At 36.3% G+C, this 22,537-nt stretch carries 24 protein-coding genes; 21 read left to right on the top strand and 3 right to left on the bottom strand.

The features are described from left to right. Positions 1 to 19 precede the first annotated feature (19 nt). Positions 20 to 298, top strand: a complete 279-nt coding sequence (locus tag QUF91_RS16495; RefSeq protein WP_285394905.1) for a YuzB family protein — start codon at positions 20 to 22, stop codon at positions 296 to 298. A 75-nt stretch (positions 299 to 373) separates the two neighbouring features. On the opposite strand, the gene namA is transcribed toward QUF91_RS16495, so the two are convergent. Continuing rightward, positions 374 to 1,384 (bottom strand): NADPH dehydrogenase NamA, encoded by a 1,011-nt coding sequence (gene namA / locus QUF91_RS16490; protein WP_289418579.1) that lies wholly within the window; start codon positions 1,382 to 1,384, stop codon positions 374 to 376. A 45-nt stretch (positions 1,385 to 1,429) separates the two neighbouring features. Further along, positions 1,430 to 2,236, bottom strand: a complete 807-nt coding sequence (gene proC, locus QUF91_RS16485) for a pyrroline-5-carboxylate reductase (protein ID WP_289420092.1) — start codon at positions 2,234 to 2,236, stop codon at positions 1,430 to 1,432. 493 nt (positions 2,237 to 2,729) lie between these two features. Here proC and QUF91_RS16480 point away from each other — a divergent pair, with 493 nt between their 5' ends. The 14 genes from QUF91_RS16480 to QUF91_RS16415 all read left to right on the top strand — a co-directional run bounded on the left by QUF91_RS16480 (position 2,730) and on the right by QUF91_RS16415 (position 17,903). Then, on the top strand, positions 2,730 to 3,677 hold the full coding sequence (locus QUF91_RS16480) for an MBL fold metallo-hydrolase (protein WP_285394909.1): 948 nt from the start codon (positions 2,730 to 2,732) through the stop codon (positions 3,675 to 3,677). A gap of 8 nt (positions 3,678 to 3,685) precedes the next feature. Next, positions 3,686 to 4,441, top strand: a complete 756-nt coding sequence (locus tag QUF91_RS16475) for an SDR family NAD(P)-dependent oxidoreductase (protein WP_483308091.1) — start codon at positions 3,686 to 3,688, stop codon at positions 4,439 to 4,441. A 456-nt stretch (positions 4,442 to 4,897) separates the two neighbouring features. Continuing rightward, positions 4,898 to 5,545 carry a hypothetical protein gene (locus QUF91_RS16470; protein ID WP_289418578.1) on the top strand — a complete coding sequence of 216 codons (648 nt, stop codon included), beginning with the start codon at positions 4,898 to 4,900 and terminating at the stop codon, positions 5,543 to 5,545. A 358-nt stretch (positions 5,546 to 5,903) separates the two neighbouring features. Next, entirely contained in the window at positions 5,904 to 7,097 is a 1,194-nt protein-coding gene (locus QUF91_RS16465; RefSeq protein ID WP_285394910.1) for an argininosuccinate synthase, read from the top strand. A 117-nt stretch (positions 7,098 to 7,214) separates the two neighbouring features. Then, positions 7,215 to 8,588 carry an argininosuccinate lyase gene (gene argH, locus QUF91_RS16460; protein ID WP_289418577.1) on the top strand — a complete coding sequence of 458 codons (1,374 nt, stop codon included), beginning with the start codon at positions 7,215 to 7,217 and terminating at the stop codon, positions 8,586 to 8,588. Positions 8,589 to 8,796: 208 nt separating this feature from the next. Beyond that, positions 8,797 to 9,195 carry a carboxymuconolactone decarboxylase family protein gene (locus QUF91_RS16455; protein WP_285394912.1) on the top strand — a complete coding sequence of 133 codons (399 nt, stop codon included), beginning with the start codon at positions 8,797 to 8,799 and terminating at the stop codon, positions 9,193 to 9,195. A gap of 394 nt (positions 9,196 to 9,589) precedes the next feature. Beyond that, positions 9,590 to 9,967, top strand: coding sequence for a GntR family transcriptional regulator (locus QUF91_RS16450; RefSeq protein ID WP_285394914.1), 378 nt, complete (start codon positions 9,590 to 9,592; stop codon positions 9,965 to 9,967). 7 nt (positions 9,968 to 9,974) lie between these two features. Continuing rightward, entirely contained in the window at positions 9,975 to 11,054 is a 1,080-nt protein-coding gene (locus tag QUF91_RS16445) for a DUF1648 domain-containing protein (protein WP_289418575.1), read from the top strand. A 13-nt stretch (positions 11,055 to 11,067) separates the two neighbouring features. Next, positions 11,068 to 12,357, top strand: a complete 1,290-nt coding sequence (locus QUF91_RS16440) for an alpha/beta hydrolase (protein ID WP_289418574.1) — start codon at positions 11,068 to 11,070, stop codon at positions 12,355 to 12,357. Between the two features lie 322 nt (positions 12,358 to 12,679). Continuing rightward, positions 12,680 to 13,417, top strand: coding sequence for an ABC transporter ATP-binding protein (locus QUF91_RS16435; RefSeq protein ID WP_289420089.1), 738 nt, complete (start codon positions 12,680 to 12,682; stop codon positions 13,415 to 13,417). Continuing rightward, positions 13,386 to 14,954: a putative ABC transporter permease subunit gene (locus tag QUF91_RS16430; protein ID WP_289418573.1), complete on the top strand. Its 1,569-nt coding sequence runs from the start codon at positions 13,386 to 13,388 to the stop codon at positions 14,952 to 14,954. The genes QUF91_RS16435 and QUF91_RS16430 overlap by 32 nt, the downstream gene beginning before the upstream one ends. 164 nt (positions 14,955 to 15,118) lie before the next feature. Then, a complete protein-coding gene (locus tag QUF91_RS16425) occupies positions 15,119 to 15,439 on the top strand; it encodes a hypothetical protein (protein ID WP_285394919.1) in 321 nt (106 codons plus the stop codon). 424 nt (positions 15,440 to 15,863) lie between these two features. Further along, positions 15,864 to 16,712 carry a MerR family transcriptional regulator gene (locus QUF91_RS16420; RefSeq protein WP_289418572.1) on the top strand — a complete coding sequence of 283 codons (849 nt, stop codon included), beginning with the start codon at positions 15,864 to 15,866 and terminating at the stop codon, positions 16,710 to 16,712. 87 nt (positions 16,713 to 16,799) lie between these two features. Next, positions 16,800 to 17,903: a C45 family autoproteolytic acyltransferase/hydrolase gene (locus QUF91_RS16415; protein ID WP_289418571.1), complete on the top strand. Its 1,104-nt coding sequence runs from the start codon at positions 16,800 to 16,802 to the stop codon at positions 17,901 to 17,903. Between the two features lie 72 nt (positions 17,904 to 17,975). On the opposite strand, the gene QUF91_RS16410 is transcribed toward QUF91_RS16415, so the two are convergent. Then, the gene (locus QUF91_RS16410) at positions 17,976 to 18,563 is read right to left on the bottom strand and encodes a hypothetical protein (protein ID WP_289418570.1); all 588 of its coding nucleotides are present in this window, start codon (positions 18,561 to 18,563) and stop codon (positions 17,976 to 17,978) included. Between the two features lie 343 nt (positions 18,564 to 18,906). On the opposite strand from QUF91_RS16410, the gene QUF91_RS16405 reads away from it, so the two are divergent. From QUF91_RS16405 to QUF91_RS16380, 6 genes are all read left to right on the top strand, one after another. Next, entirely contained in the window at positions 18,907 to 19,629 is a 723-nt protein-coding gene (locus tag QUF91_RS16405; RefSeq protein WP_285394923.1) for an ATP-binding cassette domain-containing protein, read from the top strand. Continuing rightward, positions 19,626 to 20,375, top strand: coding sequence for an ABC transporter permease (locus QUF91_RS16400; protein WP_289418567.1), 750 nt, complete (start codon positions 19,626 to 19,628; stop codon positions 20,373 to 20,375). Before QUF91_RS16405 ends, QUF91_RS16400 begins: the two co-directional genes overlap by 4 nt. Positions 20,376 to 20,383: 8 nt before the next feature. After that, the gene (locus QUF91_RS16395; protein WP_285394925.1) at positions 20,384 to 20,764 is read left to right on the top strand and encodes a group-specific protein; all 381 of its coding nucleotides are present in this window, start codon (positions 20,384 to 20,386) and stop codon (positions 20,762 to 20,764) included. A 7-nt stretch (positions 20,765 to 20,771) separates the two neighbouring features. Further along, positions 20,772 to 21,275, top strand: coding sequence for an RNA polymerase sigma factor (locus QUF91_RS16390; protein ID WP_481817423.1), 504 nt, complete (start codon positions 20,772 to 20,774; stop codon positions 21,273 to 21,275). Further along, positions 21,268 to 21,516 carry a hypothetical protein gene (locus QUF91_RS16385; protein WP_289418566.1) on the top strand — a complete coding sequence of 83 codons (249 nt, stop codon included), beginning with the start codon at positions 21,268 to 21,270 and terminating at the stop codon, positions 21,514 to 21,516. The genes QUF91_RS16390 and QUF91_RS16385 overlap by 8 nt, the downstream gene beginning before the upstream one ends. 206 nt (positions 21,517 to 21,722) lie before the next feature. After that, positions 21,723 to 22,514 carry a nucleotidyltransferase domain-containing protein gene (locus QUF91_RS16380; RefSeq protein ID WP_289418565.1) on the top strand — a complete coding sequence of 264 codons (792 nt, stop codon included), beginning with the start codon at positions 21,723 to 21,725 and terminating at the stop codon, positions 22,512 to 22,514. Positions 22,515 to 22,537: the final 23 nt, after the last annotated feature.

The following is a 22,537-nucleotide window of genomic DNA, read 5'->3' as shown; positions in this document are numbered from 1 at the left end:
GAGTAGGGGAAATCAAAAGATGGTATTTTCTCTTTTTAAGAAAAAGAAAGAGCCACAGCAATTGAAAAATAGAGTGGAGTTTTGTATTACAAACTTATCCCTGGGTGCAGCAGATGCCTATGATGTATTAATTGAAAGATCTGATATTGAAATTGAAGAATCCGGCTGTACATCGCATTGTGAAATTTGTGAGCAAGGGATCTTCGCTATCGTCAATGGAGAAGTCGTCACTGCAGATGATGCAGAGACGTTAGTGAAGGCAATTGATGAAGAAATTACACAAAATCCTCTTTATTGAATAAAAACAGCTTGTTAACATAAATCAACAAGCTGTTTTTTTACATTATAGTGAATAGTCACTATACCGTTATTTTTACCAACCTCGTACGTATTGCACTGGAGGTTGAACTTCTTTTCCTAATTCCTTAGCAGCATGTAGTGGCCAATAGGGCTCGCGAAGGAGAACGCGTGCTAAGAAAATTAAGTCAGCACGATTATTTTGTAAAATTTCCTCTGCTTGAATGGCTGTCGTAATAAGGCCGACTGCACCAGTTGGGATATCAGCACCGTGCTTAATCGCTTCAGCATGAGGCACTTGGTAGCCTGGAAAAACATTAATATGTGCTTGCACGACACCACCTGTAGAAACATCCACAAAATCGACACCCTGTGATTTCATCCAGCGACTGAAGATGATAAAGTCATCCATTGTTGTACCATCTTCTGCATAGTCTTCAGCGGAAACACGCACAAGTAAAGGACCTTCCCAAACACTGCGAATAGCATCGATAACTTGACGTAATAAGCGATAACGATTTTCCTGTGAGCCACCGTATTGGTCATTGCGTTTATTCGTTGCAGGTGATAAAAATTCACTAATTAAATAGCCATGTGCGCCATGTATTTCAAGTACATCAAAGCCTGCTTTAGATGCACGAACAGCTGCTAGCTTAAATGCTTCTATAACATATTCAATGTCTTCTAATGTCATCTCAGTTGGTGTTTTATAAGCATCGCTAAATGCAATGGCTGAGGGTGCAAATATTTCTCCCTCTACAGTTGCTTTACGGCCAGCGTGTGCAAGTTGTATACCTGTTTTGGCTCCGTATGCCTTCATGCCTTGAACTAATTGACTTAAACCTTCGATGTGAGCGTCATCCCAAATACCAAGATCGTTACTAGATATACGCCCCTCTGGTACGACACCAGTAGCTTCGACAATGATTAAACCAACTTGACCAGCCGCTCGTGTTGCATAATGTACTTGGTGAAATGGTGTAACAAGGCCATCATCCTGTGCCGAGTACATACACATCGGTGCCATAACAATACGATTTTTTAATGAGATAGTTTGTAATTGATAAGGTTCGAATAATTTAGTCAAAATAAAGCCCCCTAATTCCCAGTAATATACTTTATTTTGCACTCATTACTTACTATTTGCAAGTGAACGTGATCGAGCTTCAGCTTCTTTAATACATGCTTCAATGGCCTCACTAAAATGATATTGTTCAAGAGCCTTAATTCCAGCTTCCGTTGTGCCACCTGGACTTGTTACTTTTCGGCGCAAGACATCAGGCTCGTCAACAGATTGCTTTAACATTTCAGCAGTGCCAGCAAGTGTTTGTGTCATTAATAGTCGTACAGTATCCTTTGGGAGCCCCACCTTTGTACCGACTCGTTCAAAGGCCTCCATTAAATAATAAATATAAGCTGGACCACTACCTGAAAGGGCCGTTACTGCATGTAGTTGATCCTCATCCACTTCAATGACTGAACCAACCGCCTCTAAAAGCTGTAAGAAAATTGAGCGCTGTGCTGCTGTTACTTTGTCATTAAATGCAATCCCACTTGCAGACATCCCAATAGTAGCAGAAGTGTTAGGCATAACACGTGCGACTGGACGAGTACCTAAATGTTCTGTAATAGTAGTAATAGCAATCCCGGCTAAAATAGAAAGAACGGCTGATTGCTCTGTAATTTTGGGCTTTAACATATGCATCGCTGCTACGGCATCCTTAGGTTTCATTGCTAAAATGATTAAATCAGCCTGTTGATAAATATCATGACTAAAATTGCAATTCACACCATATGTGTCGTGTAAAAAATGTAAACGTTCTTTGTCTGAGCGATTGGTGACGTAAATTTCTTGTGCTGTAAATACCTTTTGCTTAATCCAGCCCTGAATCAATGCCTCTGCCATAGAGCCTGCACCAATAAATAGTATTTTTTTCATGAATAAAACCTCCAGTTCAAAATCAATTTCGCCTTGGCGTAATTGTAGCTGCCGCGTTGCTTTCGCTACAGAAAACATTTGTAGCTGACGCTTCGCTTTCGCTACAGAAAACATTGCTGAATGAAGATAAAAAAGCGTTTTCGTCCTTATATAGAAGGACGAAAACGCTAATGTTTCCGCGGTACCACCTTTGTTTGCCAATTGGCACAACTCACAGCCCTTTTATCGCAAGGGAAACGGTTATGTTTTCATAACTGCTCAGAAGTAGGTTCGGTAATGGGAGCGGGTGATGTTACTTTCAGCAAATGTAACACTCTCTAATACACCTTCACCAAATACGTACTTGGCTTCATCAACGCACAATATAATTTGATTATTCAAAATTATATTGATAATACGTCAACCTGTCAACAGGAGGGTGACGAAAGGAAGAAAAACTTGTAAAATAGAATGAATCATTATTCACTAGTTGCACTAAAGGGGGAGACAGCTTTTGTCTATATATAAAATAGAAATACCAACACCCTATCAAGTAGGAGATGTAAATGCATTTGTTGTGAAAGGCGATGCATTGACAATATTTGATGTTGGACCAAAAACAATGGATGCCTATGATGCACTAAAATGGGGTATACGGGCAGCGGGCTATGACATGAGAGATATTGAACAAGTTGTATTAACCCATCATCATCCAGATCATGCAGGTTGGGTGGATGCCTTTCCGCATGCAGAAATTTTAGGGCATGCCTATAACGATAAGGTGCTTCGCCATGATGAGGATTTTTTACGCTATCACGAGGAATTTTATAGTGAGTGCTTGTTTGAACACGGTGTTCCTCAACAATATATTCAACCAAGTGCACATGTACGTAGTGAAATAGAGCTTGTAGGTGAACGACCACTAACACAAATTCTTTATGATGGTGATGAAGTGCCAGGACATCCTGGATTAAAGGCTATTGAAACATTAGGTCACGCACAAAGCCACCTTATCTTCTGGGATGAAAAATCTCATCATGTAATCGGTGGCGATTTATTGCTTGAAAAAATAACGCCAAACCCATTAATTGAACCACCGTTGGATCGTTCTTTAGGACGGACTAAATCGTTACTACAATATAATGAATCACTTGAAATTTTGCGTCGATTACCAGTAAAAACGATGTATACAGGACATGGTGCAGAGTTAGAGGATATTCCTCATATAATTGATAAACGACTCGAACACCAGCATCAGCAATCTCTGAAGGTTTGCGAATTATTTGAGGACGATCCATTAACTGTAGTACAAGTAACGAAACGCTTATATCCAGCAATTTTTCAGCGTCAATTTGGTCTGACGCTGTCCAAAACGCTCGGCCACATAGATTACTTAGAAGCAAATAATTATATTACATCGACGAAAACAGAAGAAGGTATCTATTTATTTCAAAGGAAGTAGGTTTAAACATGGATATGAATAAAAAGACTATCTTCGTTACAGGTGCAACAAGTGGTGTAGGATTGAAAATTACTGAATTATTAGTAGCACAAGGTCATACGGTATATGCAACAGGACGCAATACAGTAGCGTTGAAAGCATTAGAACGCTTAGGAGCAAACGTTATCCAAGCGGATTTAACAAATGTAGCTACAATAGATGCAGTATGTGAACAGCTACCAATTCTCGATGTAGCAATTCTATCAGCCGGGGTGGGTAAATTTGGCATTGCACCTGAATTGTCAGATGAGGCTATTTCACAAATGGTTGAGCTAAATGTTAGTGTGCCGATGTATTTATCAAAGCGTCTAGCAGCGCCTATGATGCAACGCCAGCAAGGTCAGTTAATCTTCATTGGCTCACAGGCAGGAAAGGTAGCGACACCGAAGGCCAGTGTTTATGCAGCTACAAAGCATGCGATTGTTGGCTTTACGAATGGGCTTCGCATGGAACTGGCTCCGTATAATGTGAAAGTCACAGCAATACATCCAGGTCCAATCGATACACCATTTTTAGATAAGGCAAGTGATGACAGTAGCTATCGAGCTTCTTTAGGAAGATTTTTATTAACAGCTGAAGAAGTGGCACAGGCTACTGTAAAAACGATTGAACGCCCTGTGCGAGAGGTAAATTTACCAAGAATCATGGGGTTATCAAGCAAGCTATATGCAATAGCTCCTGCAACTGTTGAATTTTTAGGTAAGTCATTTTTCAATAAGAAGTAACGAAAAACTCAATAAAATAATTTTAATTAAACTGTAAACATACTTAAGTAAGAATGGAGTGTGTCTACAGTTTTTTTATGGCTCTACACCAAAACGTGTGATTGATTTCTTTGATAGAAAGAGCTTGTTTTTCGATAAAAGCCCAAAAAGTTTCGATAAAATGAGATTTTGTTTCGATAAAAGCTCAAATAGTTTCGATAAAAGAGCGATTTTGTTTCGATAAATCTTCAAAGTATTCCTATAAAAGCGAAAGGAGCTTTAGCTTGATTCTGTTTTGGGGCTCGACACTAAAACAGTTCACAAAGATTACCTTAATCTTTTGTTTTTCGATATTAAGAAAAGAGTTGTCTCTTGCGCTGAGACAACTCTTTTTGTATGCCGAGCAAGTCCGTCAACTAGGTGATGAAAGTTCACTGTGGGCGTTAGGATAGGCGAACCACTAGCTAGAGTGCAGGGGTGTCCATTCGCGCAAAAAAACAACCTGCTGCTGCCGCTACGCTTTCGCGCAAAAACAACCTGCTGCTGCCGCTACGCTTTCGCGCAAAAACAACCTGCTGCCGCTACGCTCGCGCAAAAAAACAACCTGCTGCCGCTACGCTTTCGCGCAAAAAACAACCTGCTGCTGCCGCTACGCTTTCGCGCAAAAACAACCTGCTGCTGCCGCTACGCTTTCGCGCAAAAAACAACCTGCTGCTGCCGCTACGCTTTCGCGCAAAAAAACAACCTGCTGCTGCCGCTACGCTTTCGCGCAAAAAAACAACCTGCTGCTGCCGCTACGCTTTCGCGCAAAAAAACAACCTGCTGCTGCCGCTACGCTTTCGCGCAAAAAAACAACCTGCTGCTGCCGCTACGCTTTCGCGCAAAAACAACCTGCTGCTGCCGCTACGCTTTCGCGCAAAAAACAACCTGCTGCTGCCGCTACGCTTTCGCGCAAAAAAACAACCTGCTGCTGCCGCTACGCTTTCGCGCAAAAAAACAACCTGCTGCTGCCGCTACGCTTTCGCGCAAAAAACAACCTGCTGCTGCCGCTACGCTTTCGCGCAAAAAACAACCTGCTGCTGCCGCTACGCTTTCGCGCAAAAAACAACCTGCCGCTGCCGCTAAGTTACCGCTACGTTTTCGCACAGAAAACATTTGTTGCCCTGACGCCCCAAAGAAAGCGCACATCCGAAACGGAAACCCATACCTCGTTTTGCCGAAGAACCGTTTACTTTCCTGAAATTTATATTATATACATTCATGTAGCGAGTAAAAAATCGTTTTTCCGAGTAAAAATATTCATAGTTTGTACAAGCTCTTAAAGTATTGGAATGACACACTTTTTACAATAAACATAAAAGTCTATAAATTTATAAAAATACACTTGTTTTTATTTTTATAACATGATACTATTCGTGTATAAACTTTTAAGTGGATGTATAAAAATACATATCCTATAGAGCAAATTGGAGGCGCATTTTTTATGGCGAATAAAAAAGTAGTATTAGCATACTCAGGCGGACTTGATACTTCGGTAGCAATTCCATGGTTAAAAGAACAAGGTTGGGACGTTATTGCAGTTTGTCTTGACGTAGGTGAAGGTAAGGATCTTGAATTCGTAAAAAACAAAGCTCTTCAAGTAGGAGCAATTGAATCATATATGGTAGATGCGAAGGATGAATTCGCAGAAGAATATGCATTAATTTCATTACAGGCCCATACTTGGTATGAACAAAAATACCCGCTAGTATCGGCACTTTCTCGTCCATTAATCTCTAAAAAATTAGTAGAAATTGCAAACCAAGTAGGTGCGGACGCAGTAGCTCATGGTTGTACAGGGAAAGGGAATGACCAAGTTCGTTTCGAAGTTTCTATTAAAGCGTTAAATCCGGACTTAGAAGTATTAGCACCTGTGCGTGAGTGGGGCTGGAGCCGTGATGAGGAAATCGAATATGCAATGAAACATAATGTACCGATTCCTGCAACGTTAGATTCTCCATTCTCAATCGACCAAAACTTATGGGGCCGTGCAAATGAAGCGGGCATAATGGAAGATCCATGGGTATCTCCACCAGAAGAAGCTTACGGTTTAACAGTTTCTGTGGAAAATGCTCCAAATGAAGCGGAATATGTAGAAATTGAATTCGTTGCTGGTAAGCCAATTTCTTTAAACGGAAAAGAAATGAAGCTTGCTGATTTAATCCAAGAACTAAATGCAGTAGCTGGTGCACACGGTGTTGGCCGTATCGACCACGTTGAAAATCGTTTAGTCGGCATTAAATCTCGTGAAGTATATGAAATCCCAGGAGCAAAAGTGCTATTAACGGCGCATAAAGAGCTTGAAGACTTAACGCTTGTAAAAGAGTTAGCGCATTTCAAGCCAGTCATTGAGAAAAAGCTATCTGAATTAATTTATGATGGTTTATGGTTCTCTCCATTACGTGATGCTCTAGAGGCATTCCTTGCTGAATCACAAAAGTTTGTGAATGGAACTGTACGCGTGAAGCTTTATAAAGGTCATGCAATTGTGGAAGGACGTAAATCTCCAAATTCACTATACAATGAAAAATTAGCAACATATTCAAAAGAAGACCAATTCAATCATGCTTCAGCAGTAGGTTTCATCGAATTATGGGGTCTGCCAACAGTGGTGAATTCTTCAGTAAATAAAAAATAATTTTGACATGTAAGGTGTAGTGTAGCATTGCGCTGTGCTGCACCTTTTAACTTCTTTCAGCAAATATAAAACATTTGTTGGATAATTGAAAAAATATGACGGAAAAGGTGAGCTGTTATGACAAAACTTTGGGGCGGACGTTTCCAAAAATCAGCAGAAGCATGGGTGGACGAGTTCGGCGCATCGATTGGCTTTGACCAACAGCTTGTTCTAGAAGATCTAGAAGGTAGCGTAGCGCATGTTACGATGCTTGGCGCAACTGGTATTTTACCAGCAGCTGACGTAGAGGCTATTCTTAGTGGTCTTGCACAATTACAAGAAAAGGCAATTGCAGGTGAGCTTGAATTTACAGTTGCCAATGAAGATATTCATTTAAACTTGGAAAAAATGCTTATTGATTTAATTGGCCCTGTTGGTGGTAAACTACACACAGGTCGTAGCCGAAATGACCAAGTGGCAACGGATATGCATATTTTCTTAAAGAAGCGTGTGAAGGAAGCAATTGATTTAATTGAAACATTCCAAAAAACATTGCTTGAAAAGGCAGAAGAGCATGCGGAAACAATTGCTCCAGGCTATACACATTTACAACGTGCACAGCCAATCTCGTTTGCTCATCACTTAATGGCCTATTTCTGGATGTTAGAGCGTGATAAACAGCGCTTTACGGAATCAATGAAGCGTATTGATATTCTGCCTTTAGGTGCAGGAGCTATGGCGGGTACAACTTTCCCAATCGACCGATTAAAATCAGCGGAGCTTCTAGGCTTCAGCGATGTTTATGCTAATTCAATGGATGCGGTAAGTGACCGTGATTTTATCGTTGAATTTTTAAGCAATTCATCATTATTAATGGCACATTTATCTCGTTTTGCAGAGGAAATTATTTTGTGGTCAACAGATGAATTCAAATTTATCGAATTGGATGATGCCTTCTCAACAGGTTCCTCCATTATGCCACAAAAGAAAAACCCTGATATGGCCGAGTTAATTCGTGGAAAAACAGGACGTGTATACGGTAATTTAATGGGCTTATTAACGGTTTTAAAAGGAACACCGTTAACATACAACAAAGATATGCAGGAAGATAAAGAAGGTATGTTCGATACAGTCCATACTATTCTTGGTTCCCTAAAAATCTTTGAAGGTATGATTCGCACGATGACTGTCAATACAGAGCGTTTGCACCAGGCAGTACACTCTGACTTCTCAAATGCTACGGAGCTTGCAGATTATCTTGCAACAAAAGGTATGCCTTTCCGTGAAGCACATGAAGTGACAGGAAAACTTGTATTCACATGTATTCAAAAGGGCATCTATTTATTAGATTTACCGCTTGAAGACATGAAAAAAGAAAGTGAGCTTATCGAAGGGGATATTTACGACGTATTAGCACCTGAAGCAGCAGTTCGTCGTCGTCACTCTTTAGGTGGCACAGGATTTGATCAAGTGAAAATCCAAATCGAAAAAGCGAGTGCTTGTCTTTCTTAACAATTACTTTAGCGTGCATGTCCTCGTGACTTTGCATAGATATTCATTAAAGCTGTCCAGTGAGGCACTATGAAAACCTTTATCCTTTTTCGTCAGAGCCAGAGGGTGAGACGGAATAGAGAACCTTACATATGTGAAGGACAATCCCCAATTCTGGAGACGCGGAATTGGGGTTTTTGTGTAAAAAAACAATGGGGGGGATTTACAAATGAATGATCGTTTTACAAAGGGGTTAGAAACAATTAAACAATATGTCACAGAGGATGAAGCAGCACGAATGATTGAGTCGGACGCACTGGCTGATGTGGCACCAGATTTACGCAAAATGATTATTGAATTTGCCTATGGTGATGTTTATTCACGACCAGGGCTAGATGCAAAAAGCCGTGCACTTGTTGTTATTACAGCAGTAGTAACTCAAGGTGCTGCTCCTCAAACTAAAACACATATTAAACGTGGTTTACATGCAGGCTTAACACAGACAGAAATTGTGGAAGCATTATTACAATTAGTGCCATACATTGGTTTTCCGCGTGTGCAAAATGCTTTAACCATTGCGCAACAGGTCTTTAAAGAACAAGAAGATATTGCAAATCAAAACAAATAATAAAAGCATGAATAAATACTTGTTAAACGACTCATATTATATGCGGAAACACTTATTAATCTAATATGATTAGGAGGATGTAGAATGAGTAGTCAAATACCCAAAGACCAAGAATCTCAGGAAAGTCCGCCACAGTTGTATTAGGTGAGCTTCTAATAACTTAAAGCATTGGTGAGGCAGAGGATATTCTGTTTTGCTGTAGCTTAAGATGAAGCAAAATCCATTACAAATAAAATCAAATAGAAGTAATAAGTGTTTGTGGGATCCAGAATTATTCTGGGTCCTTTTTATGTTGAGTAGATTGTAAAAAAATTGACAATAAATATAAATCTGTATTATTCTAAGTATGACAGATTTCTGTTTGTTTATAAGCGATACAGATTGGAGGGGTAAAATGAATATTCATTTAGATCCAAGCAGTGAACTACAGCTTTATAAACAATTAACGAATCAATTGGTGGAGTTAATTGCTAAGGGAGAGTTGAAAAATGGTGATACATTACCGTCAGTTCGTTCTATGGCTGCAGATTTAGGGATTAATGTCAGTACAGTCAGTAAAAGTTATCATGAACTTGAAGAAAAAGGGTTAATCGAATTAAAGCCGAAAGCGAAAGCAATTATTATCGGTGGGCAAAAACGAGAACTGGAAGAGACAGAAGTGGAAAAAGTAGAAAATGCATTAAAGCCAATTATGGCTGAAGCATTTGCACGTGGTCTTGAAAAAGATCAGATGACGAGTTTGTTTCATCGAATTTTAAAACAATGGAAGTAGGGGAATTATGCTTTTTGTATTAGGCATTTTTATCTTCGTAGGAGTATTGGAAACAATAACACCACATTTGACTAGAAAATCAATAGTGTTTGGTGTTTCAATTCCAGAGCCCTATGTGCAACATCAGCAATTACGAACATTTAAAAAGCATTACAGCATGTTGGTAGGGAGTATAGCAGCTACCTTTCTGTTAGGTCAAATTTCACTATTATTTCTGTCCATTCAAGAAGAGAAATTTGTTTTATTATCTTTTATCTTGCTATTTGTTATGCTTCTCGTATCAGCTGGGCTTTATATGTCTTATCATATAAAAATAAAAAAACTAAAAAAACAAGAAAACTGGGAAGCGCATGTTAAAACTGTTTATGTGACGGATCTATCTATACGTGATAAAGATGAAGTACTCTCACCTACATTTTTCTTATTACCAATCATTGTCACATTAGCATTGATAACCTTTACTTATATGAATTACAGTGCCATCCCAGATGTTTTTGCTACCCATTGGAATGCAGCAGGTGAGGTTGACGGTTGGACTGAAAAAACATGGATCTCAGTAATAATAATGCCACTTATTTTACTAGGGACACAAATTAGCTTATTTATCATGAGTTTTGGTATGAAAAGTGCCAAAATACAATTGAGCGCGCAGGCGAAAGAAGCTTCGGCCAATAGGGAGCTTACACAGCGTAAATATGGTAGCTGGTACTTCGCTGCAATTAATTATAGTTTAACCATTCTTTTTGTAGTTTTACATTACACGACAGTGATATTAAAAGATCAAACAATTCCTTACTTTTTCCCGCTTTTTATCGGTTTTATTGTAGTCTCTTTAGGCGGGCTTACCCTCTTAATTTGGAAGTTAAGTAAAAGTAATGAACGCTTTGACGATTTACATACAAACGAAACAGCAGCTGCTGATGATCGATACTGGAAATGGGGTGTTTTATACATTAATAAAAATGACCCTTCCTTATTAGTGCAAAAAAAATTCGGTGTTGGTTGGACCATGAATCTGGCAAACAAATGGAGCTATGTCATTTTATTCGTCATATTTTTACCAATATTATTGACCATCTTTAAATAGAGAGGGAGATTGTATGAAAAAACTATTAATTTTATGTTGCGCACTCTTTTTATTAGCAGCATGCACTCAGAAGGAAGAAAATGCAAAAGGAAAAGAGACTAAGGGGGACAATAAAATGAATGAACAGCTAGTAGGAAAATGGGAAGGTAATATCGAGATCCCAAACGGAGCACTTCCAATTATTGTGGATTTGCAAAAGGATAGTGGAACATTATCAGTACCAGCACAAGGCTTATCCAATTATCCATTTAATAACATTAAATATAACGGCGATCAAGTAACCGTTTCTATCAATTTAAATGGCTCGGCTGTTGCTATCAATGGAACATTAAAAGACGGACAAATTGAAGCAACGTTTCAACAAAATGGTGGAAAATTCCCACTTGTCTTAAAACCATATAAAGAGCAACCAGTTACGTATGAAACTTTAAAGATTCCCGTACAAAATGGTGATTTAACAGTGGCACTTCAAAAGGCTGACAAAAAGCCATCTCCTGTTGTACTTATATTAGCTGGCTCTGGCCCAACTGATAAGGACGGTAATTCGGCTTTAGCTGGGAAAAATAATAGCTTGAAAATGCTAGCAGAAGGCTTAGCGAATGAAGGTATAGCATCTGTTCGATACGATAAGCGTGGAATTGGGGACAATAAATCACTTTCAACAAAGGAAGAGGATATGACAATTGACCAGTATGTAGATGACGCAGTTCAAGTGATTAATACCCTTTTAGCTGATAAAGCTTATTCAAGCGTTCATATTATTGGACATAGCGAAGGCTCACTAATCGGTTTATTAGCAGCACAAAAAACAAATGTGGAGTCCTTTGTTTCCATAGCAGGCACTGGAAGATCAATAGATGAAGTTCTGCTAGAGCAATTAAAAGGTCAGTTATCACCAGAGCTTCTAAAGGAATCAACAGATGCTCTTGCATCCTTGAAAAAAGGCGAGCTAGTAAAGAACGTTTCTCAAGATTTACAAGGATTATTCCGTCCATCTGTTCAACCATATATGATTTCATGGTTAAAGTATAATCCAGCAAGTGAGCTTGCAAAAGTGAATAGTCGTGTTCTACTTGTACAAGGAACGAATGACCTACAAGTAACAGCAACTGATGCGGAAGCGTTAAAGAAAGGTAAACCAGATGCCGAGCTTGTATATATGGACGGAATGAATCATGTGTTAAAAAATGCTCCAGCAGATCGTGCGAAAAATTTTGCGACGTACTCAGACCCATCATTACCACTCCATAAAGAACTGCTACCAGCCATCCAGCAATTTATTATGAATGAAAATAGAGACTAGCTATGGTGAATGCCATTGTTTTATCATTATGAGTCCATTTCTAATCTTTACGATAGTTCTATCTCAAGGAAAAGATGCATTTTTATTAGCGGGCTATAATACTATGCCCGATTACCGGTATACAAGATAAAGAGGCACCAATAAAAGATATGAAGGGATAAGGGATGTATACAGAAAGTGGATTTAAACTTCAAACATTTGATGATATCCACTTTCTTTTCATTCACTTGTGATGATTTCCATGAGAGCTTTTACGAAGGTCATTAGCGAGGGTGTAGGTAATCGATCGGTAATAATAAGATAAGGAGATGAAAGAATGGGAATCCTAGATATTAAAAATTTTTCAAAAGTGTATAAAGGTGAAAAAAAAGCTGTCGATAACATTAGTTTATGTGTTGAAAATGGCGATGTTTTTGGATTTATAGGTCATAATGGAGCAGGGAAAAGTACAACGATCAAATCAGTAGTAGGAATCCTAGATTTTGAGGAAGGCGACATATACATTGATGGGCATTCTATTAAGAAAGAGCCTCTTGAATGCAAATCGAAATTTACTTATATTCCTGATAGTCCCGAATTATATGAACATTTAACAGGAATCCAGTATTTAAATTTTGTAGCAGATATTTTCGGAGTTCCGGAAGATGTTCGAGTAAAGAGAATAAAAGAATATTCTGGAATGTTTGGAATAACAGAAAGTCTAGGGAATCTAATATCCTCTTATTCTCACGGAATGAAGCAAAAGTTAGCAATAACTGGAGCTATTATTCATGAACCAAAGCTTTTGATTCTGGACGAGCCATTTGTAGGTCTTGATCCAAAAGCAGTAGTTGTTTTAAAAGAGATAATGAAGAAAATGACTGCTAAAGGGAATGCAATATTTTTTTCAACACATGTCTTAGATGTTGCAGAAAAGCTTTGTAATAAGGTGGCTATGATTAATCGTGGAAAGCTAGTTTATAGTGGTACGATGGATGAAATAATACAAAATCAAACATTGGAAGAGTTCTTTATGAAGGAGTTAAAAGATGAAACACTTATCGATTCTTCTGAAAATTAGGATTATTTCACTAGTGAGACTTAATACCCTAAAAGGTAAAGCCAACTTTGGTGATAAAATGGCTATTGTTGGTATATTTATTGCGTCTGCTTTCGGGCTAGCGTATATTACAAGTCTTGGATATTTGCTGAATGAATATAATATGAGAGAACACATACTTGCATATTCATTTTTAGTGAGTACTCTAATATCATTGTTTATAGCATTTTTTAGTGCTAGTGATGAGTTTTTTGGAAAAAGGGATTATGACACATTAATGTCACTTCCTATTAAAACATCGATAATAGTAGTAAGTAGATTCTTATATATATATTTCTTGAATACGGTAGTATCTTTAATAATCATGCTTCTAATGGGAGCAGTATATTTCTTTACAGGAACAGTAAGCGGCGTTTTTTGGATAAAGATACTGATTGGAATACTTACAGTTGCATTAGTGCCATCAATTATAGCATCAATTGTTAGTATAGTAGTTTTAGAAGTTTCATCGAGAGCAAAATATTCTCGTGCGGTTTCTTCATTTAGCTATATGTGTATTATTTTATTTTTAGTATTAGCACCAACATTGAGTAGTTATAAATTAGACCCAAGCGATATGAAATTGATCTTAACAAATATATTGAATCAGGCTAACAAAGTGTATCCAATGTTTTATTTGTTTAATAAAATACTGGTAACAGGAAAAGTGGGAGATTTTCTTATATATATAGCAGTTTCAATAGTGTTAACAGTGATTTTCATTATAGGTCTCTCGTATGTATACAAAGGACTAAATACTAAAATTCGATCAATGAGTAGTAACAAAAAATATGAAATAAACACATTAAAAAGATCAAGTAAATTAAAAGCATTATATGTGAAAGAAATCAAACGACTATTTTCGTCCACAACGTACTTAATAAACACAACATTCGGAATGATCATGGTGGTTATTTTTACGATTTCTTTAATGATTTCAATCACAAAAGTGATGGAAAATATGCCGATAAATACTATTAATACAGTAGAGACTCTGTATGGTGTAACACCGTATATAATGTCATTGATGGTATGCCTATCAAATACAAGTAGCGTGTCTTTTTCACTTGAAGGTAAAAATATTTGGATAATCAAAACTTTTCCATTGTCGAAAGAATTGGTTGTAAAGAGTAAGATACTTGTTAATCTTACGCTTACAATACCTCTTACGATAATAAACGGAATAATAATCGGAAGAGTGTTTGAAGCAACATTATTTCATTCCATGACATTAGTACTTCTTCCATGTGCATTTGCAGTATTTTCAGCAATATACGGAGTCGCTATTAATTTAAGATTTGTCAATTATAGTTGGCAATCAGAACTCCAAGTAGTAAAGCGGAGTATATCAAGTGTATTGGGGTTTTTCGGTGCAGTGATTCTGGTATTCATTGCAGCAGTTCCAAGAGTACTATGGTCAGGTTCGATAGTAGGTATATATGATGTTATTATTATTTTATGCTTGGGCATCGTAACTAGCATGTTATATGCAAAAACAATAAATGGTGAGCCTATTTAATTTGGGAAGAGTAGTGTGAAGATGAAATTATTAAATATTATTGAAAAAAGTAAGCTAAATAAAGACTTAAATTAATTGAAAAATCGAAAAATAGAGTGTTCCGCTCACTCGCTTTCATTACTGTTTGTATCGTGAAGCGGACACGGGAGAGAATGGAGATTATCATGAATACATCTAAAAAGTCAGTACGTATAATTCCTTGGATATTTTGTGCCTTGTTTTTGGCGTTTTCAATTATTGGTGTACAAAATATATCGGATGAGATTCCTATTACCTTCAACATAGCCGGTCCCAATTTAAACGGCAGTAAGTATTTTATCTTTATATATCCTGCATTGTCTTTATTTATAGGGATTACTGCGTTAGGTGGAGTAGGGAAAAAGAAAAATACTAAATTACAAGGAAACTTACCATTTATAATTATTGGGAACTTAATAGTAGGTGGATTTATGGTTTATACAATCTTATCAAATTGGAATATGTAATTCCTCTTGCAATTCTAAGCTTCTTTGCAATTTTACTTGTTGAAAACCAAGTTTTCGCATTGGAAAAATTTGATATAAATTTCCATTTTTCCACCCTCTGCGCCATCCATTCTGATAGTCTTCAACTAATCTATCATATTATGGATAAGTTTACCCGCGGAAGCAGGGCAAATACCCGTACGAAACAAATTAGTATATAACCAAAAGAAGTATGCTCAAATCAAAAAATGATGAGCATACTCTTTTGTTTTTTGAGCAAGTTGTCGATGATATTTGTTAAAACGCATACCATGTTAATAAGTTCATTATAGTGAAACATTTACCACTACTTTATCGTACAATAACTAAGCAAGGAGAGGTTTATTTTAATTCATTTAAAATGAATGACATAGCACATGTAACTATTTAAAAAGAAGGTGTTTTTATGTATAGCATTGGGAAATTTTCGAACCTGTGTAATGTTCCTGTAAAAACTATTCGTTACTATAGTGATATAGGATTACTCGAACCATCTTTTATAGATGAAGTGACCGGCTATCGTTATTTTGATTACGATAAAATGAAAGAACTGAATACGATTCAGGTACTAAAAAATTGTCATTTTTCATTAAAAGAGATTGAACAGATTATGAAAGGAAAAAATGATTGGCAAGATTTAGAGCTAAGATTACATAAAAAAGTTCTGGAATTAGAGCATCAACAAGAAATAATTGCTGAACAAATTCAAAATATTGTCCATGTAAAAAATTCTATTAGGAACACTGAAATGTTTAATCCAAAGCCAATATTATCAAGTTGTTACATAGAAGAACGACCAAAAATTCAGGTGCTTGCCATCCGTGAAAAGATTAATGTAATGGACATGGATAGGCTAGTTCAAAAATTATTTGAACGAATATATGCGTATCAATTAGAGATAGAAGGGGAGCTAACTGCAATTTTTCATCAACAGCACAGGAAGCAAAATATAGCGGATGTTGAACTACTGTTGCCGTTAAAAGCAACTCAACTTGCAGAGCATATTAAAGTAATACCAGAAGGCATCTATGCTTGTATCAATGTAAAGGGACCGTATTCAGAGCTACATTATGGTTATAGTCGCTTGCAGGAATGGCTGACTGAGCAAGCTCTTCAGGCAGAAGGGACATTTATGGAGCAGTATATAAAGGGCTTAATCCCAACTGAAGTAGTAAATCCAATTAATATTAAACCAAATATTGGGCTACATCCAAATGATTTTTTGACAAAAATATTTGTGAAAATAAGAAACTAGCTAAACTCTCCAGTAGATGGAGACTTTATTCTGTATTTAGCAAGATAAGAAATGTCTTGCTACTTAAATATAGAATGGGGTATATCGATGAAAACAAATACAGGACAGTTTGCATTTCTTCAAGGTAGTTCATACGAGATAGGACAACAACAAGCGGGAGAGTTTCAAAATAACCCTTTTGCAAAATCGTTATTCTTTACGGAAAAACTAATTTCGAACAACACTTATTTTGAAATGAAAGCACAAATAGAGCAGTATTGCCCAGGTTTAAATAAAGAATTGGAAGGATTTGCAGAAGGCTTTGGTTATGCGCCTGAACAACTAAATTTTTATCAAAATGCGTGGTTAATTCCTGGAGGGTGTAGTTTAGGGGCTATTTTACCAGGGAAAATGGCTGATGGTAAAACATATGTTTTAAGAAATTATGATCTATCACCTAATATTTCAGATATGCGCTTATGTACAACAAATGTAGAAGGGAAATATACTCATACAGGATTTTCTGTTTCCACATTCGGTCGGAGCGAAGGTTTAAATGACAAGGGGCTATGCGTTGCATTTGCATCGTGTGGTATGCCCATTGGTAATTATCCTGGCATGAGACCACCAGTAGTACCTGGCTTACAGTTTATGGTTATCGTCAGAACTCTATTAGAAAATTGTAAAAATGTTGAAGAAGCTATTTATACGGTTAACAATATGCCGATCGGAACGAATATGAATTTACTAATAGCTGATGCAAGTGGCGACGCAGCTTTGATTGGAACATACGACGGTGTAAGAGAAATAAAGCGTGCAGAATTAGATTATCTTATTGCAACTAACCATGGACTGTTTCCGACAATACAGGAGAAGGAGCCAGGCAAGCTCGAGCATTCTCAGCTAAGATACGATATTTTAGAGAAAAAATGTAAGGAAAACGGAAAAAGATCTATAGATGAAATCCAAGAACTACTTTTAACAGAGTTTCCTAAAGGGTTAGCCGTTCATAATTACAAAGAAGGCTTTGGAACAGTGCATTCAATTTTATTTAACCTTACTGATTTGCAACTGGAGTTTTCATTTGGCTCGCCGTTACAAAATCAAGTTAATAAAATAGGCGTAGGCGACAACTTTGCGAAAACGCAAATACCTGTTGAATTTTGTAACAAAAGCTATGGAACAGAATTTTGGAAAATAATTAAATCCTAAACAAGAAAAGACCTTTCTGATGAGAGGTCTTTTATGATGTAAGGCAAGCTAATCAAAGGACTTTCTTGTTCATTAACTTAATTCGTTCGTTACGACTTGGATAAATTCATCTCGATATTGGGAGTCTAAAATATAAACTTCTCTTTCTCTTGCAAGTTGGAGTAACTTTTGAATTTTAATTTCATCTTTCTCCATAAAGACTTTTTTTACATATTGTAAATCCTGCAAAATATGATGAATAAATGTATCGCCTTCTCTTTTTATATCTATAACAATAAAGTCAAAAGATAACAATGTTTTAGTTGGGATAATAACGGTATCAAATAAATAGTTTAACGCTTTAAAAGGTACATAGGGGATATCTTCCTTATATTCATATTTCTCAATAATAGGTAAGATTTCATCAATAAATCTTTGTATTTTTTTTATATCATAAAGCTTTGTATTTTCTAAATCATTCTTGTCAATAATCTGTTGTATTTTATCGTACTGATTTTGTTCTAACAGTTGTTTTATATGAAGAAGTTCTTCTTTAAATTTGGAACGTTCTTCTCTACTTAGTTTTCTATGATCAATAACAGCGTGCTCGATTAGCTCCCAGCCAATCCCTGGACCAAAATGTGGCCCCAAAAAATACTTAAGTTCTTTAAAATCGCTCACTTATGTAACTCCCTTTAAAATAGTTTTCTATTATTCGTGCTATAAAAATATTATAGGTCCAATTTTAGTTTTGTTCGTTGCGAAATACCATAGTCAATAGGATATTAATGGGTGAATTCTAATCGAACATTTGTTAAAACGTTTGCCATGTATACCCAGAAAATGACTTCACGTTATGATGATAAATTTCTGCATTTCCTAAATTACCAATTATTATTTATTTTACATAAAAAATCATTTTATAGAAACATATAATTTAATTTCATTTTTTTTAAAATAAAATGAACCTTTTACAATCCCCGTTTGTATAGTCAGTGAACATATAAAACAGGGAGGGTTTGTTTTGGAGCTTATTGTGAAGGATCTTGTGAAAAATTATAATGGTGTGAACGTTTTGGATGGTGTGTCTGCCACATTTAAAATGGGTTATTGCTATTTATTGTTGGGTCAGAATGGAGCAGGGAAATCTACGTTATCAAAATGCATAGCTGGAGATGAAAAACCTGATGGAGGTTCCATTTTATTCAATGATTCGTCGCTACATGTGCATGAGCAAGTAGCGTTGCAATACCAATTTTTTTCGAGTTATCAACATCTTAAAATTCGTGAAGTGATGGCACTTTTTTCTACATTGACCAACAATCAGGTTGATTTGGGAGAGCTTTATGAAATATTAGGGTTACCAACTTATGACCACATCTTGTTGAAAAATGCGTCAGGCGGTCAGCGAAAAGCAGTATCGATTTTCCTTTCTTTTTTATTAAATAAACCAATTATCATTTTAGATGAGCCGTTTGCTGATTTAGATTTAACGAAGAAAAAGCAATTGATGTTTTACTTACAGCATGAAATTCGTCAACGTAACAAAATGATTATTATTATTAGCCATGAGGTAGCAGGATTAGAATCGTTATTTGATTATGTAGTGATTTTAAAAGACGGAAAACTCATTGAAAATAGCACACAGGATGAACTTTATAGAAAATACGCAGAGGCGAAGTTGCCAGGAATCGAAGGTCTCTACTATGAAGTGACAGGCCAAATTTTAGGAGGAAGAGCAGGATGATAAAGCAAATTGCACGCATGTATATGTTAGAAAATATTCGTAGTCTAGGGATGGCTTTTGGAAATTTGTTACCAGCTTATATCTTTTTGGGTATATCATTTTTTGCTAAAAGCGCGATGACTGATGAATCATTTAATTTTTTGATTAAAGGTCAGTTTTTACCGATTTCTATAATAATGTTAATCTTCTTCTTTTGTTTTTCCAATGCTACAATCTATTTAACAGATATGAAAGCCAATAAAACCCTCCAATGGGTGCAGCGTACAGGCATTAAGCCACACACTTACTTTATAGGAATGGGAATCGGTGTTTTTACTTTATTAAATCTATTCTTAGTGTTACTACTCGTTGGCTACTCTTTTATTATTGATATTTCATTATCTTCATTTTTGCTAATTATTTTAATGAGTAACTTTGTGTTATTGGCATTATATCCATTGAGTTTTATATTGGCTGGTCTATTTAAAAATGAAAGAGTGGCCACAAGTATGTTGCAACCGATTATGTTGATATTTATGTTTTCAATACAAATGTCAACGATGTTTTTAACATTAGCGAAAAAAAACCCCCAGGATTATTTTATTTTCTTAATCTGGAACCCGATGCTATATTTATTTGATAGCTTGCAAGTGTCTTTAAATTTAATAGGCGAAACTTGGCTTCCACAATATCAGTATTTTATGATTTTAACAATTCTTAGCTTGGTGTTAGCAGCCATCGCTAAAAAAATATATACCAGTAAGTAGGTGATTTTATGGGAATTGGATTTATCGTATCTTTTATTGTAGTTGGTATTTGGAGTATTATTATTTTGGGAATTACAATCCCGATGGATAAAAAATATGTTGTACGCGAAAATGGAAAAATTAATTATAAAAAAACAACAATTTATTTACGTTGGAATGTATTTGATACGTTAACGCTCGTTTTAGCCATTTATACAATACTTTGTGTGCAGGCAGTTTTCATACTTTTGACTTCCTCTCAAACAATCGAAAATCCATATATGCAGTTTTTTGCAAATCAATCGTCAGCATGGGTCATTGTAATAGTTGGATACTTAGTTTCACGTGTGTCCATAACATTAAAGTCCATTAAGGCTCATTGGGGGGATGAGCTAGATGATGAGCAATGAGGAGTGGATGGAGGCCTATAAAAACGGCGAAGTCGAGGGCTTTGAACAGCTCTATAGTCGTTTGTATGAGCCATTGTACTGCTTTTTGTTTCGTTATACTCGGGAAGATCAGCTAAGCATTGATATTGTGCAAGATACCTTTGAGCGTTTACAATATATAAAAGAAGATTTTGATCAGCAAAAGGGAACGGTGAAAGCATTTTTATTTCAAATTGCTTATCGCTTAATGATTAATAAATTAAATCGGCGCAAAAAATGGCGCACGCTCTTTCCGTTTTTAGTACCGACGACCAGTCATCGAATGTCTGCTGACGAGAAATTAACGATACAAGAAGCGATACTTCAATTACCCGAAAAGCAACGAGCTGTTATTTTGCTCGTTTACTATCATGATTTGCCACAGGAGGAAATTGCACAAATTTTGTCCATTCCACTTGGCACAGTTAAATCAAGGCTACATAATGCGATAAGGACTTTAAAGGAAGAGCTAAAGGAGGATTTCGATGCTTAAGGATGAATTTCAAAAGGAACCATGGTTAAAAGACAGCTTAGATCGCGATAAAGTGGAGATTCCTAAGCAGCTAATGACATACAAGAAAAGTCGCTGGCAACGTTTTCTTCAATATTTAGCTTCACCAACGAAGGATCCGTTAGAGCCAATATGTACATCTTCAATCGGCTACACCTCTTTAAAAATAGTGCCCATAGTTGCGGCTGTATGTATTACAATTCTTCAAATTTTATTGCAATAAACGCGATGAATTATTAAAATTCTCACTGCCACAATCACTCGGTTGTGGTATTTTTAATGAATAAAAGAATACCAATTATTGTCTATTTGCAGGTGATATACGGGTGGTTTATTATAGTTGTAGGTGCTTTGAAGGTTTTAAAATGTTGATACGAACTGTTTTAAAAATCTCATCTAAATAGTGGAATTTGGAAAGTGGTGTATTAAATGAAAGAAATTATACTAAATAAATTAAAAGAAATTGAAAAAGAGTATCAAATAAAAATTTTATATGCAGTAGAATCAGGTAGTAGAGCTTGGGGATTTCCTTCTAAAGACAGTGATTATGATGTTCGTTTCATATATATTCATCAACCACAGTGGTACCTTGCTATCGATCCACAAGGAATAGGTGCTAAGAGAGATGTCATTGAAGTGCCTATCAATGATTTATTAGATATTAGTGGGTGGGAAATAACAAAAGCATTAAGGCTTTTTCGCAAAAGTAATCCACCGCTTTTAGAATGGTTACGAAGCAATATTGTTTATGAGCAGCAATATTCATTTATTGACAATGTACGATTATTGGAAAAAGAAGTATTTTATCCAAACGCAAGCTTATACCATTATTTAAATATGGCTAAAAACAACTATCGGGAATATTTGCAAAGTTCAGAAGTTAAAATAAAAAAATATTTCTATGTACTAAGACCGGTATTGGCATGTAAGTGGATTGAAAAAAAACAAACGGTACCACCAATTGATTTTCAAGAATTATTAAATGAAATAATCTCTGACGGCCCTTTAAAAACGGACATTGAGCAACTTTTAAAGAGAAAAATAGCTGGAGAAGAGCTAAATATGGAGCCGCGTATTGAAAGTATTAATGAGTATTTAGATAAAGAATTAAAGCATATTGAGACTTACTGTAAAAATTTAAATGTCAAAGTGGATGATCCTACACAAAAATTAGATGCATTATTTAGGAGCACGTTACAAGAAGTGTGGGGAAGAGAATAATTTTTACTTGCTAGGTCATACTA

The organism is Lysinibacillus sp. G4S2, from assembly GCF_030348505.1.
Lineage (GTDB): Bacteria > Bacillota > Bacilli > Bacillales_A > Planococcaceae > Lysinibacillus.
This window is presented reverse-complemented; position numbering and strand designations above follow the sequence as displayed.